This is a genomic window from Streptomyces sp. NPDC002676, from assembly GCF_053592455.1.
Window position 1 is genome coordinate 349704 of sequence record NZ_JBSFVT010000002.1, and the last position, 13226, is coordinate 362929.

At 72.0% G+C, this 13226-nt stretch carries 13 protein-coding genes; 6 read left to right on the forward strand and 7 right to left on the reverse strand.

What is annotated here, in order from left to right:
* Positions 1–206: 206 nt before the first annotated feature.
* Both ACWD3E_RS08645 and ACWD3E_RS08650 read left to right on the forward strand, forming a co-directional pair.
* Positions 207–392 carry a hypothetical protein gene (locus tag ACWD3E_RS08645; protein WP_451387136.1) on the forward strand — a complete coding sequence of 62 codons (186 nt, stop codon included), beginning with the start codon at positions 207–209 and terminating at the stop codon, positions 390–392.
* Positions 393–428: 36 nt separating this feature from the next.
* The gene (locus ACWD3E_RS08650; RefSeq protein WP_451386804.1) at positions 429–1631 is read left to right on the forward strand and encodes an epoxide hydrolase family protein; all 1203 of its coding nucleotides are present in this window, start codon (positions 429–431) and stop codon (positions 1629–1631) included.
* A 62-nt stretch (positions 1632–1693) separates the two neighbouring features.
* Here ACWD3E_RS08650 and ACWD3E_RS08655 read toward each other — a convergent pair whose 3' ends face one another.
* The 3 genes from ACWD3E_RS08655 to ACWD3E_RS08665 all read right to left on the reverse strand — a co-directional run bounded on the left by ACWD3E_RS08655 (position 1694) and on the right by ACWD3E_RS08665 (position 5141).
* Positions 1694–2389 (reverse strand): hypothetical protein, encoded by a 696-nt coding sequence (locus ACWD3E_RS08655; protein WP_451386805.1) that lies wholly within the window; start codon positions 2387–2389, stop codon positions 1694–1696.
* 154 nt (positions 2390–2543) lie between these two features.
* Entirely contained in the window at positions 2544–3425 is an 882-nt protein-coding gene (locus ACWD3E_RS08660) for a YegS/Rv2252/BmrU family lipid kinase (RefSeq protein ID WP_451386806.1), read from the reverse strand.
* Between the two features lie 117 nt (positions 3426–3542).
* Positions 3543–5141: an FAD-binding oxidoreductase gene (locus ACWD3E_RS08665; protein ID WP_451386807.1), complete on the reverse strand. Its 1599-nt coding sequence runs from the start codon at positions 5139–5141 to the stop codon at positions 3543–3545.
* An 83-nt stretch (positions 5142–5224) separates the two neighbouring features.
* Between ACWD3E_RS08665 and ACWD3E_RS08670 the strand changes: the two genes are divergently transcribed.
* Positions 5225–5824 carry a TetR/AcrR family transcriptional regulator gene (locus tag ACWD3E_RS08670; RefSeq protein ID WP_451386808.1) on the forward strand — a complete coding sequence of 200 codons (600 nt, stop codon included), beginning with the start codon at positions 5225–5227 and terminating at the stop codon, positions 5822–5824.
* Positions 5821–7404, forward strand: coding sequence for a glycerol-3-phosphate dehydrogenase/oxidase (locus tag ACWD3E_RS08675; RefSeq protein ID WP_451386809.1), 1584 nt, complete (start codon positions 5821–5823; stop codon positions 7402–7404). The genes ACWD3E_RS08670 and ACWD3E_RS08675 overlap by 4 nt, the downstream gene beginning before the upstream one ends.
* Before the next feature lie 40 nt (positions 7405–7444).
* Here the strand turns inward: ACWD3E_RS08675 and ACWD3E_RS08680 are convergent, their stop codons facing one another.
* Positions 7445–8896, reverse strand: a complete 1452-nt coding sequence (locus ACWD3E_RS08680; RefSeq protein ID WP_451386810.1) for a WGR domain-containing protein — start codon at positions 8894–8896, stop codon at positions 7445–7447.
* A 382-nt stretch (positions 8897–9278) separates the two neighbouring features.
* Between ACWD3E_RS08680 and ACWD3E_RS08685 the strand changes: the two genes are divergently transcribed.
* Positions 9279–10208, forward strand: coding sequence for a LysR family transcriptional regulator (locus tag ACWD3E_RS08685; protein WP_451386811.1), 930 nt, complete (start codon positions 9279–9281; stop codon positions 10206–10208).
* 43 nt (positions 10209–10251) lie between these two features.
* On the opposite strand, the gene ACWD3E_RS08690 is transcribed toward ACWD3E_RS08685, so the two are convergent.
* Both ACWD3E_RS08690 and ACWD3E_RS08695 read right to left on the reverse strand, forming a co-directional pair.
* The gene (locus tag ACWD3E_RS08690; protein ID WP_451386812.1) at positions 10252–10692 is read right to left on the reverse strand and encodes a PPOX class F420-dependent oxidoreductase; all 441 of its coding nucleotides are present in this window, start codon (positions 10690–10692) and stop codon (positions 10252–10254) included.
* Positions 10693–10769: 77 nt separating this feature from the next.
* Positions 10770–11291, reverse strand: a complete 522-nt coding sequence (locus ACWD3E_RS08695) for a hypothetical protein (RefSeq protein WP_451386813.1) — start codon at positions 11289–11291, stop codon at positions 10770–10772.
* Between the two features lie 61 nt (positions 11292–11352).
* On the opposite strand from ACWD3E_RS08695, the gene ACWD3E_RS08700 reads away from it, so the two are divergent.
* Positions 11353–12492: a helix-turn-helix transcriptional regulator gene (locus ACWD3E_RS08700; RefSeq protein ID WP_451386814.1), complete on the forward strand. Its 1140-nt coding sequence runs from the start codon at positions 11353–11355 to the stop codon at positions 12490–12492.
* Here the strand turns inward: ACWD3E_RS08700 and fdhD are convergent.
* The gene (gene fdhD / locus ACWD3E_RS08705) at positions 12376–13212 is read right to left on the reverse strand and encodes a formate dehydrogenase accessory sulfurtransferase FdhD (RefSeq protein WP_451386815.1); all 837 of its coding nucleotides are present in this window, start codon (positions 13210–13212) and stop codon (positions 12376–12378) included. The genes ACWD3E_RS08700 and fdhD overlap by 117 nt on opposite strands.
* Positions 13213–13226: the final 14 nt, after the last annotated feature.

Consider the following 13226-nt stretch of genomic DNA (forward strand, 5'->3'; position numbering starts at 1 on the left):
CCAGGGACTGCCTGCCGCCGGCGTCCGGCCCAGGAGGCCGAACAGAGCGTCACCCCAGGCGCACCGGCGCTTGACCCACTCCCCCACGAACGCGCAAAAGACTGCCCGACACCTTGACCGGCGCCTGATCCAGACCAATAGCCCGGGCCGGGCTCACATGCGAAACCCCGCTCGATCTCCTGCCGTTCGCTATCCGGGAGTACCCGATGACACGTCTGAGATCCATACGCGCCCTGCTGACCGGCGTGGCCACCCTGGCCGCCTCCGCGGGGCTCGCTCTGTCGAAGCTGACGGTGCCCTCCACCACGGGTGCCTCGGGCACGGTCACGGTGTACGTCCACGGCTGGTACGGCCAGGGCGCCGTCTACGCGGACGACCTCAGCCTCACCTGATCCGGGATCGGGCCTGGACATCTAAGCTGCGCCGATGTGACGACAACGCCTGACGACAGCCTCCGGCCCTTCCACATCCAGATCCCCGACAGCGAGCTGGAAGACCTGTACCACCGCCTCGACCGCACCCGCTGGCCGGACGAACTGCCAGGTGTCGGCTGGGACTACGGCATCCCGCTGAACTACCTGAAGGAACTCGCGCAGTACTGGCGCCACGAGTACGACTGGCGGGCCGCGGAGGCACGGCTCAACGAGTGGCCTCAGTTCATCACCACGATCGACGGCGCGGACATCCACTTCGCGCACATCCGCTCCCCCGAACCGGATGCCACACCGCTGATCGTCACGCACGGCTGGCCCGGCTCGATCGTCGAGTTCGAGCGGATCGTCGGGCCGCTCACCGACCCCCGGGCCCACGGCGCCGACCCCGCGGACGCCTTCCACCTGGTCCTGCCGAGCATCCCCGGCTTCGGTTTCTCCGGCCCCACCCGCGAGACCGGCTGGGAGTACCGCCGCGTCGCCGCCGCCTTCGCCGAGCTGATGCGCCGCCTGGGCTACGACCGCTACGGAGTCCAGGGCGGCGACTGGGGCTCGGCCGTCTCCATCGAACTCGGCCGCATCCGCCCGGAGCAGGTCATCGGCGTCCACGTGAACCTGATCCCCGGCGCCGGGGCATCGGCCGAACCGACCGAGGAGGAACTCGCCGCGCTCAGCCCCGCGGAGCGGGAGCGCACCCGGGCCTCCTGGGAACGGACGCGGGCGTGGCTGCGCGACAAGCAGGGCTACGCCGACCTCCAGTCCACCCGTCCGCAGACCCTCGCCTACGCGCTCACCGACTCACCGGTCGGGCAACTCGCCTGGATCGCCGAGAAGTTCAAGGAATGGACGGACTCCTGCGACAGCCCCGAGGAGGCCGTCGACCGCGACCATCTGCTGACCAACGTGATGCTGTACTGGCTGACCGGGACCGCCGGTTCCTCCGCGCGCATCTACTACGAGCGCGCCCACGCGGCGTACTGGGGTGCCCCGCCCGAGCCGTCGACGACGCCGACCGCGCTGGCCGTGTTCCCGGAGGAGAACTTCATCGCCCTGCGCCACATCGCCGAACGCACCTACAACATCGTCCGTTGGACGGAGTTCGACCGGGGCGGCCACTTCGCCGCGATGGAGGAACCTGACCTGCTGACCGGCGACATCCGGGCCTTCTTCCACACCCTGCGCGGGACGCCGCACTCCTGACGCGGCGCCCCTGATCAGCAGATGAAATGCCCCCGCCTACACGGCGGGGGCAGAGCCGCCGGCTACAGGAGCAGCCGGCCGACGGTGATGTGGATGCCGTTGCCGGCCGTCTCCTTGTTGCCGGCGCGGTCGGTCGCGGTCATGGTCACCTTGTACGTACCGATCCCCGGTGGCGGCGGCACCGACCATGTGCAGGTGTGCCGGTCCGCGTCCGTGCAGGTCACGGTCGCTTTGGTGGTCCTGGGCTGCCCGAGGAGCGTGGGGAACCAGTTGCGGTGGCCGGTGGGCGGATCACCGCCGCAGAGGCCGAAGATCTCGAACAGGTCCCAGCCGATACGGTCCTCGTCGATGGCCTGGTCGGTGCAGGGCTCGGGCCCGGCGCACTGCTTGAAGTAGTAGCCGTCGGGGTCGGTCTTCCCCTGGTTGGCCTGCCAGCCCCAGACCGGGTCGCGGAACAGCAGGTTGCTGTCGTATCCGGTGGGCACGAGGTCGAAGGGCCTCGGGTGCAGCCCCGGCATCGGGCCGCCCGTGCCGTGTGTGACGGAGAGCGTCAGCCAGGCGGAGCCGCCGTCGTGGTCGAGAGCACACTGGTCGTCGTTGCCGTCGTCGTTCGTGAGACCGGGGCAGGCGACGGCGCGACGGGAGCGGGCCATGGCCGGCGCGGCGAGGACCACACCGGCCAGTGCCAGTCGTACGGGCGTCCAGGCCGGCGATGACCTTCTCGATCTTCTGCCGAGCGGTGGGGTCGTCGATCCCATTCTCCGCCTTGATCGCGAGGGTCGGCGTGTCCCCTTGCCGCTCGGCGAAGTGCTTCTCGATCGGAGCCTGAGCCTTGGCCGACCCGGAGTCGCCACCGGTGAAGTCGTTGTCCGCGTCGGCTCCGAAGCGGAAACCGAAATTTCCGCCTTCGGGTCAGTACAGCATCGCAAGGTCGCCCGGCCGTACCCGCACCGTCACCGGCAGGGTGGCGTCCACTTCGCCGTCGGCGCCGTACGGGACGGGGCGGGAGGCCTCGATGCGCAGTTCCCGGCCGCGCAGGACGCGGACTTCCGGGCGGTGCACATGGGCGCCCGTCTTGAGCTCGTTCATGAGCGTGAAGAAGAGGTGCCTGGGTGCCTCGCGGATCATGACGATGTCGAGCAGGCCGTCGTCGACCCGGGCGGCGGGGGCGATGAGGCGGCCGGAGCCGTAATAAGGGGAGTTGGCGGCGACCACCGTATAGCCGCGGTGCTCGTGCTCCTCGCCGTCGAGGGTGATGCGGTAGTCCGCCGGGCGCCAGCTGGTCACCGCGCGCAGGCCGCCCGCGTAGTAGGAGGCGGAACCGCGCAGCAGCCGCGCCTGGTTGGCGTGCTTGTTGGCCAGCGCGTCGACGCCGGCGTAGACGCTGCCCAGGACCACCGTGCGCTGGTGGACCGCCGATTCCACCTCGATGGTGTCGACGCGCCGCGGCTCTGCGTGCAGCAGGATGCGGGCGAGGGCCTCGGGCTCGTGCGGCAGCTCCAGCGCCCGCGCGAAGTCGTTGCCGCGGCCGGCGGGGACGAGGCCGAAGACGGTGTCGGTGCCGCTGAGCGCGCCGCCGATGCCGCCGACGATGCCGTCGCCGCCGACCGCCAGCACCACACGGCCCCGCTCCCCGGCCCGGCGGGCGAGTTCCTGCGCGTGGGCAAGGCTCTGGCTGTACTCGGTGTCCAGCGTGGCACCTGCCTCGCGCAGCAGCCGGGCCACCTGGAGCAGCGTCGCCGCCCCGGTCGAGCCGCCCGCGGTCGGGTTGACGACGGCGGTGAACTGTCGCATCGGTGTGCCTCCGGGGCGCTGGAAGGTTGGGGCGGGGACGGTTGGGTGGGGAGAAGAACCTACGGGGTGGCGGTCAGCCGACGGAATACGGCTGACCGCCCGACTACGCCTGGCCGGTCACGGCTGGTCGATGGGCAGCAGGACCCCGGGGTTGAGCAGGCCCTCGGGGTCGAGCCGGTGCTTCACCGCGCGCAGGGCCTCGATGCCGAGCGGGCCGGCTTCGCGGACGTACCAGTCCCGGTGGTCGGTGCCGACCCCGTGGTGGTGGGAGATGGTGCCGCCGGCGGCCAGGATGGCCTCGTTGGCCGCGTGCTTGGCGGGCGCCCAGTGTGCCACCGGGTCCTCGCCCTGGGCGCTGACGACGGTGAAGTACAGCGAGGCGCCGTTCTCGTACACGTGGGAGATGTGGCACATCACCAGGGGCGGGGTGCCGGCCTGCGTGAGGGTGTCGGTGAGCGCGGTGCGGACGGCCGTGTACAGCTCGGGGATGCGCGACCAGAAGGCGGCCGTCTCCAGGGTTTCGGCGAAGGCTCCCACGTCGAGCAGGGAGTCGCGCAGGTAGGGCGCGGAGTAGCGGCCGTGGGCCCAGCGGTCGCCGGGCTCGGCTCCGACGAGGGTGCCGCCGCAGGCGCGCAGCACGGCCGCCGCCTGCTCGCGGCGCTGGGCGGTGTCCTCAGGGGTGCCCTCGTAGCCGGTGATCGCGAGGCATCCGGCGCCGCTGTTGTCCAGTCCGGCGCCGATCGCGTCGGGCTGGGCCAGGCCGATGAGCGTCTCGGTCTCGTCGGACAGGCGCAGCACCGTGGGCCGCGGTCCGTCCTGGGCGAGCCGGCGCAGTGCGGCGGACCCTTCCTCGAAGGAGGCGAAGCGCCAGCCCTCGTAGACGCGCACCTCGGGCAGCGGGCGGATCCGTACAGTGACGGAGGTGATCACGCCGAAGGCGCCCTCGGAGCCGAGGAACAGCTGGCGCAGGTCGGGGCCGGCGGCCGAGCGGGGGGCGCGGCCGGTCTCGACGGTGCCCTCGGGGGTGGCGAGGGTGAGGCCGAGGACCATCTCGTCGAAGCGCCCGTACCCGGCGGACGCCTGACCGCTGGAGCGGGCGGCGGCGAAGCCGCCGATGGTGGCCCACTCGAAGGACTGCGGGAAGTGTCCGAGCGTGAATCCCCGCCCGGCGAGGAGGGCTTCGGCCTCCGGGGCGCGCAGGCCGGGCTGCAGGACGGCCGTGCGGGAGACCGGGTCCAGGTCGAGCAGGCCGTTCATGCGCCGCAGGTCGAGGACGACGAAGGCGCGCCGCTCGGGGGCGAGTCCGCCGACGACGGAGGTGCCGCCACCGAAGGGGACGGCGGCCAGGCCGTGGGCCGCGCAGGCCCGCAGTACGGCGAGGACCTCCTCGTGGGAGGCGGGCAGGACCACGGCCTGGGGGACGTCGGAGAAGTCACCGGCGCGGATGCGCAGCAGGTCGGGGGTGGACTTGCCGCGGGTGTGGCGGATCCGGCTCTCGGAATCCGTGCGGACGTGCTCCGCCCCGCCGACCGCCTCGGCGAGCGCCGCCAGGGCAGCGGGCTCCGCCGTGGTCTCGGGCAGGCGGATGTCCTCCAGGGCCGGCGCCGGTGCGGTGCGCGGTTTCACGCCGAGCAGGTCGCGCAGCAGTCCGGTCACCGTGTCGGGCAGCGGTGCCGCCTTGGCCGGGTCGCCCCAGCCGTTCCACAGCATGTCCATCGAAGGGTCGTCCTCACAGATCGGTGTGCTCGGTTCGCGATGCGGCGTCTCCGCCCGGCCCCCGGGGCGTTACACTGTGACACATGACGCCTATTCGTCACAACGGTTCGGACAGCGACCCGGTTCTCGACGCCGTACGGGACTGCGTGCTGGCCGTCGGAATGCGCCGTACGACCCTCGCCGACGTGGCCCGCCGCGCCGGGGTCTCCCGGATGACGCTGTACCGGCGCTGGCCGGACCTGCAGACGCTGGTGGGCGATCTGATGACCCGCGAGTGGATCGACGTGGCCACGCGGGCCATCCCCGGACGCACCCCCGGCATCAGCACGCGCACCCGGATCGTGGAGGGGCTTGTCACGGGGGTCGAGGCGTTCCGCGCGCACCCGCTCTTCCGCAAGATCGTCGACGTCGATCCGGAACTGCTGCTCCCCTACGTGCTCGACCGGCGCGGAGCGAGCCAGGAGGCGTTGCTGGCGCTGCTGGCCGACGCGATCGAAGAGGGCCACGCGGACGGTTCGGTGCGCACCGGCCACACCCAACGGCAGGCCCGCGTCGTGCTGTTGACCGTGCAGTCCTTCACCCTGTCCCTGCGCACGATGACCGACGAGGACGACCCGGAGCTGGACTCCGCCGCGTTCCTCGCCGAGTTGCGCACCCTTTTGGAGAGGACCCTGACGCCATGAGCCACACCAGGGCCGTACCCGACTCGTCCCTCAGCGCGCCCCGGCGCCTCCGGGAACTGGCCGAGGCCACGGACGGAAGGGTGGCGGACGTCCTGGTCGTCGGCCTCGGGGCCACCGGGGCCGGAGTCGCCCTGGACGCCGCCGCCCGCGGGCTGAACGTCGTCGCGGTGGACGCCCACGACCTGGCCTTCGGCACCTCCCGCTGGAGTTCCAAGCTGATCCACGGCGGGCTGCGCTATCTGGCCTCGGCGCAGTTCGACGTCGCGCACGAGAGCGCGGTCGAACGCGGTGTGCTGATGACCCGCACCGCGCCCCACCTGGTCGCCGCCCAGCCGTTCGTGCTGCCGCTGACCCCGATGGTGTCGAGGGCCCAGACGGCGCTGTCCTGGGCCGGGTTCCGGGCCGGTGACATGCTGCGCCTGGCCGCCCGCACCCCGCGGCAGGTCCTGCCCGCCCCGCGCCGGCTGTCGGCCACGGAGGCGCGGCACCTGGCACCCCCGGTGCGCGCGGCCGGGCTGCGCGGCGGGCTGCTGTCCTGGGACGGCAAGGTGACCGACGATGCCCGCCTGGTGACCGCGCTGGCCCGGACGGCCGCCGCGCAGGGCGCACGGGTGCTGACCCGGGTCCGGGTGCTGGAGGCGACCGGGACGGGCGCCCGGATCCGGGACGAACTCACCGGCGAGGAGGGCGAGATCCGCGCGCGGGCCGTGATCAACGCCACCGGAGTGTGGGCGGGTGACCTCGTCAAGGGCATCCGGATCCGTCCCTCGCGCGGCACCCATCTGGTCCTGCGCTCGGAGCGGCTCGGCGCTCTGTCGGCCGGCCTGCACATCCCCGTCCCCGGGGAGACCAACCGCTTCGTCCTGGTCCTGCCCCAGGGCGACGGCCGGGTCTACGTCGGTCTCACCGACGAGCCGGTCGAGGGCACGATCCCGGACGTACCGGAGGTGCCCGAGACGGACATCGGCTTCCTGCTGGATGTCCTGGGCTCCGTCCTGGACACACCCGTGGCCCGGGACGAGGTCGTCGGCGCCTTCGCCGGACTGCGCCCCCTGCTGGACACCTCCGCGCCCGCCGGCCCGGACACCGCACCGACCCGCACCGCCGACATCTCGCGCCGGCACGCGGTGCTGACCTCGCCCGACGGCGTGACCACGGTGGTCGGCGGCAAGCTCACCACCTACCGGCGGATGGCGCAGGACGCCGTGGACGCGGCGGTCGCGGCCCGGGGCCTGCACGCGGGCCCCTCGACCACGGCCGCGCTGCCGTTGGTCGGCGCCGCGTCACCCGAGCAGCTGCGCAGCCTGCCCGCGCCGCGCCACCTGATCCGCCGCTACGGCACCGAGGCCGTGGCCGTCCACGCCCTCGCGGCGCAGGACCCCGTCCTCGCGGAACCGGTGCTGCCGGGCCACCCGGCCACCGGCGCCGAACTCCTGTGGGCGGCGCTGCACGAGGGCGCGCTGGACGAGTCGGATCTCCTGGACCGCCGCACCCGCATCGGCCTCGTCGCCTCGGACCGCGCCGAGACGGTCGAAGCCGCCCGGCGCCTGCTGGACCGGGCGGCGGCCATGCCGGTGTGACCCCGGGCGACCGGGCCCGGTCCGTGGCCCGGTCTGCCGGTCACAGCAGCCGTCGGATGTCGCCCCGCACCCGGTAGAAGCCACCGGCCGCCGGGTGCAGGGCGTCCACGACGTAGCGCGCTCCTGGCTCGCGTATCGCGCGCGGGAACTGGACGTTCCAGGAGGCGTCGTAGCCCTCGGAGACCACGTGCATCCGCAGCCGGCCGGCCTGCTGCACGCACTCGACCACGACCGCTCCGACGGGAGCCTGCGCCACGGTGGCCACCGCCGTCGCGGCCGTGGCCGGCGCGTACGTCGGCAGGGCCGCCGCGAGCTTGACGTCCCGAACGACCGGCACCGAGCCCTGCTGGGCCGCGGAGACGGCCGTGGCGCTCGCGTCGATGCACACCAGCAGTCCGTCGGTGGTCACCAAGTAGAGCCGCTCGTCCCGGTACTGCATCGACAAGGCCGAGCCACCGCCCGTGCCGAGCTTCCACAGCCGCGTACCGTCCTGGTCGAAGCAGTAGACGGACGACGAAGCGTCACCGGCGAAGACGAACCGGCCGTTCGGCGAGGTCGCGCACGAGTACACGGCGCTGTCACAGGCGTACGTCGCCTCGATCGCGCCGCTCGTCTTCGACAGCCGCTGGACCACGCGGTGCGCGGTGCCCGCGTACACGGCCTCGTCCTCCTGCCACCCGAACAGCACCCCGCCCCGGGTGGGCGTGTGCCACAACTCGCCGCCGCCGTCGGGCGCGTAGGCGGTGACGCCCCCGAGGTGGCCGTGGTAGACGGCACGGTCGTCGGCGCGGACCATCCAGGCGTGCTCACCCTGGCTGTGGCGCGCCCACTGGTACTCGTCCTCGTGGTCGATGACGGTGAGCCTGCCCGCGCGGTCCGAGACGTTGAGGACGCCCTCGTGGATGTCCAGCCAGAAGATGTCGACGTCGGCGGCGATGTCGTAGGCGGCGAACGGCAGTTTGGCGGAGAGGTCGTAGACCCTGCCGTCGTCGCAGCCCGCGTAGATCCAGAAGTCGTCGGCCACCAGGCACTTCACACCGTCCGGCAGGCTGAACCGGGCCAGTACGGCGCCCTCGTGGTCCAGGGTGAAGACGTCACCGGCCTGGTTGCCCACCCAGCAGCGGTCCTCGTCGATGTGGATGCCGAACGCCGCGGAGCCGGTGCGGAACCGCCACAGCACGGGTGCCACGGCCCGGGCGGTGGAGGGCGCCGAGGCCACCTGACGGCGGGTCACCGCCCGGGGCGCGCGCTGCCCCTGGACGGCCGGGGCGTACCCCTTACGAACCTTCTCCCCCAGCTTCTTCGCGGCAGCGGCCTGCGCCTTCTCCACACTGGGGAACGTCGTCGTCTGCGTCTGCCCGGCGGCACCTATGCGCCCGTACCGCACGGTCACCACCTGGCCGGCGACACTCACCTCGTAGAACTTGTGCGCGCCGCCGCCGTCTTCCGACAGCTCCAGATACGTCGTCGACACCGCAGCCCCGACAGCCATGACACACCCCTCCCCAGGACGGACCCTCGGCCGTTCCGGCGGGTCCCACTGCCTGAACCGTACGAGCAGCCACTGACAATGACCTTGGGGTCGAACCTGAGGAGCAGCACGGTGATGCAGGAGATCGGGTTCTACGCAGGCGTGGCGCGCAAGACCGGCTGAACCACACGGCTCCAGCTCAGCACTGAGGCCGCTTTCCGTGGTTCGCCGCGTGGTTACGGCGGGACTTCTTCTTACGGCGTCGCTTCGAGGACATGCGGGCCTCCTCACATAGATCGCCTAGACACGGTACCTCCGGACATTCCAGACATCCACCGCAGGCTGCACAGGCGACACGTGGCCCGGATTCGCGTTCCTCGGAACTGTCGGGTAGACCCATGACGTGCTGTTTCGCCAACTCGAGTACCTGGTGGCCCTCTCCCGGGAGCGTCATTTCGCCCGCGCCGCCCAGGCCTGCCACGTCTCCCAGCCCGCACTGTCGGAGGCGATCCGCAAGCTGGAGGAGGAGCTGGACGTGCCGCTCGTCCGGCGTGGCCGCAAGTACGAGGGCCTCACGCCGGAGGGCGAGCGCATCGTCATCTGGGCGCAGCGGATCCTGGCCGACCGCGATGCCCTCAAGGACGAGGTCGGCGCCCTGCGCAGCGGGCTGAGCGGCCGGATGCGGATCGGCTCGGTCCCCACCGCGTCCGGCGCGGTCTCCCTGCTGACCGGCCCCTTCTGCACGGCGCATCCGCTGGTCACCGTCGAGGTGATAGCGGACCTCCAGGCGACGGACATTCTCCGCCAGTTGCAGAATTTCGAGATCGATGCCGCGATCAGCTATCTGCATGAGGATCTGGCGGAGAATTTCCATACCGTTCCGCTGTACGAGGAGCGATACGTACTGCTGACGACGGCTGCCGACGGGCTGGCCCTGCGGACGACGGCCACCTGGGCGGAGGCGTCACGGCTGCCGCTGTGCCTGCTGACCCAGGCGATGCACGGGCGCCGGGTGCTCGACGAGATCTTCGCGAAGGCGGGCACGCGACCCTCGCCCCGGGTCGAGACCGACTCCGTGGCCGCACTGTTCGCCCATGTCAGGACAGGCCGGTGGGCCAGCATCGTGGCGCACGCCTGGCTCCATGTCTTCGGCGTCCCGCACGGCATGCGCGCGGTGCCGCTGGTCGAACCCGAGTGGTCGGTCCCGGTCGGCCTGGTCACGACCGCCCGGCAACCGGGGTCGATCATGGCACGCGCGCTGACGGACATCGCCCGGAACACCGACGTCGCCGCCGCCCTGGAACGCCTGCCCGGCGACCCGGGACTGCCGTAGGACACTGAGCCCTGGACGCCTGGCTCGTCCGACACACCGAACCTCACGGGCTGAACGGCTCCACCCCCACCACCCTGCGCACCCGAACCGGCTCGATCAGCACCATCACCCGCCGCTCCCCCGGCAGCAGCCACGGATACCGTTCCTCGCCGATGTACTTCCGGGTCAGCCGGTCCATCGCCCGCCCCGCCTCCTCCCCCTCCACGAAGCGCACCGCCCGCCCCCGGATCTCCACCCGGTCGTAGGGGTTCGCGGTGTCGTGGTGCGAGAGCGACACCCACGGGTTGCGCCGCAGGTTCCGCTCCTTCACCCGCCCGATGGACGTGTTGACCATGACGTACTCGCCTTCCAGGTCCGCCCACATGGGCGACACCTGCGGCATCCCGTCCGGGCCGACCGTGGCCAGGTGCCAGAAGTTGGGGGCCAGCAGACGCTCACGCGCGTGTTCGTCCAGCTTGGCACTCACCTCGTACAGACCGTCCATGACAGCTGCCCTCCCCGCCCTGGGATTCGGTACCGGTGCGAACCTGCAATCCGTGATTCTTGCCGAACAGCCCGTAGTCACACCACCCCGGATCCGGTGACCGCCGACGACAGTCCCTGGAAACCTCCGATCGGGCCGTCCGGCAGGGTGTCAGCGAGGTAGGAGGTCACATCGGGTACGTCCGGTGCCAGCATGTGGCGGACCCAAGCGGTGCGCTCATGGGCGAGCGTCGGCAGCTCCCAGACGCAGCCGGCGTACGGCGTCTCATTGATGACGTAGTGCGTCGGGTCGTCGTCGGGGCAGCCGACGAACGGTTCGCCCGCGGCTGCCGTCCTCGCGTGGACGACGTTGCCCCACACCCATGTGTAGACGCACAGGTACATCGCACCGTTGCCGCCCTCGTGCAGCACCAGCCACCCGGCTGCCGGCATTTCGTGGTCGGGCTCGGGCAGCATCGAGCGGGCGGTGTCGTACGCCGCGGCGACGATCTCGGGTGTCAGCGGCCGGTCCGGGTCGCGCAGGACGTGGTAGGCCTTGAGCTGCCAGTGGTCGATGGTCAGGGGCGCATGCCCGCGCAGGTGCTTGTCTCGAAACGCCATGCGTGGACCGTAGGTTGGACCGACTGACACCCTGTGTCAGTCGGTCCGAAGGGGGATGGGGATGCGCGCCAGCCGACTGATGTCGATCGTCCTGCTGCTGCAGAACAGGGGCAGGCTGACCGCCCGCGAACTCGCGAAGGAGCTGGAGGTGTCGGTCCGTACGGTGTACCGGGACGTCGAGGCCCTGTCCGCGTCCGGTGTTCCCGTGTACGGCGAGGGCGGCCGGGACGGCGGCTACCAGTTGCTCGACGGCTACCGCACCAGGCTCACCGGGCTGACCAGCTGCGAGGCGGAATCACTGTTCCTGGCCCCGGACTCGGGGCCGGCCGGTCCGGCCGGTCCTGTGGCCGAGCTCGGGCTGGGGTCCTACCTCGCCAGCGCGCAGCTCAAGGTCGCCGCGGCGCTGCCCGCCACGGTGGGCGAGCATGCGGCGCGGATCGGCTCGCGCTTCCTGCTGGACGCGAGTTCCTGGCGGCGGGACACCCCGGGCTCCGCCCACCTGCCGGCACTCACACAGGCCATCAAGGACGATCAAGCGGTCCGCATCCGGCAGGGAGGCGATGACGCGGAAGCGGGTGACGGCAGGCTCCTGTCCCCGCTGGGCCTCGTCCTTGAGGCCGGCGCCTGGTACCTCGTCGCCCATGACGGAGAGGCTGTGACCAGCCGCCCGGTCGCCGGGATTCACGCCGTCGAGCCGGCCGGAGGGCCCTTCCACCACGTCAGCGGCTTCCAGCTGCGTCTGTGGTGGGCACAGCGTTCGGGCAGTACGGCACCCTCACCCGACGGCGGACCGGAGTGGGCGCGGATCCGGCTGACGGGGCCCGGCCCGGAACTCCTCCGGGCCGACGCAGAGCTGGCCGCACTCCTCACCTCCATGGACGATCCGGACTCCGACGGCCACGTCATGGCAGGCCTGCGCCACGACGACAGGCTCGCGACGCGGCTGCTCTCCCTCGGCCCCCACGTGGAGGTGCTGGCGCCGCCCGGGCTGCGTGCCGCGGTCGCGGACGCGGCGGAGGCGGTCAGTGGCCTGTACCGGAGCGGCCTGCAGGGATTGCCGGCAGCTTCGCCCGGTCAGGGCACGTCAGCCGACGGGCTGGGGTTGCAGGCGCTCGGCGCCGGTGTAGACGTTCATCGAGGTGCCCCGAAGGAAGCCGACCAGGGTCAGTCCGCTCTCGGCGGCGAGGTCCACGGCCAATGAGGACGGGGCGGAGACCGCCGCCAGCATCGGGATGCCGGCCATCACCGCCTTCTGCACCAGTTCGAAGGAGGCCCGGCCGCTGACCATCAGGACGGTCCCGCGCAGCGGAAGCAGCCCGGACCGCAGGGCGTGTCCGACGACCTTGTCCACGGCGTTGTGCCGGCCCACGTCCTCACGCAGGCACAGCAGTTCCCCCTGCGCCGTGAACAGTCCGGCGGCGTGCAGGCCGCCGGTGCTGTCGAACACCCTTTGCGCCGCCCGGAGCTGGTCGGGGAGCGCCACGAGCAGGTCGGGGCCGACGGTCAGACGGTCCTCGGCCACGGACCAGGCCGCCGTGGTGCGCACCGCGTCCAGGCTGGCCTTGCCGCACAGGCCGCAGGAGGAGGTGGTGTAGAAGTTCCGCTCCAGTGAGGCGTCGGGGGCGGACACCCCTGGGCCCAGGACGACGTCCACCACGTTGTAGGTGTTGCCGCCGTCCGCGGTGGCGCCGGCGCAGTAGCGGATACCGGCCACGTCGTCGGCGGTGTGCACCACGCCCTCGCTGACCAGGAACCCGGCCGCGAGGTCGAAGTCGTCGCCGGGGGTGCGCATGGTCACGGTGAGCGGGCGCCCGCCGACCCGGATCTCCATCGGCTCCTCGGCCGCGAGGGTGTCAGGGCGGTGCGTCGGCACCCCGTCGCGGATGCGCAGCACGCGCCGCCGCGCCGTCACTCGTCCCATGGTCCTGTCCTGCC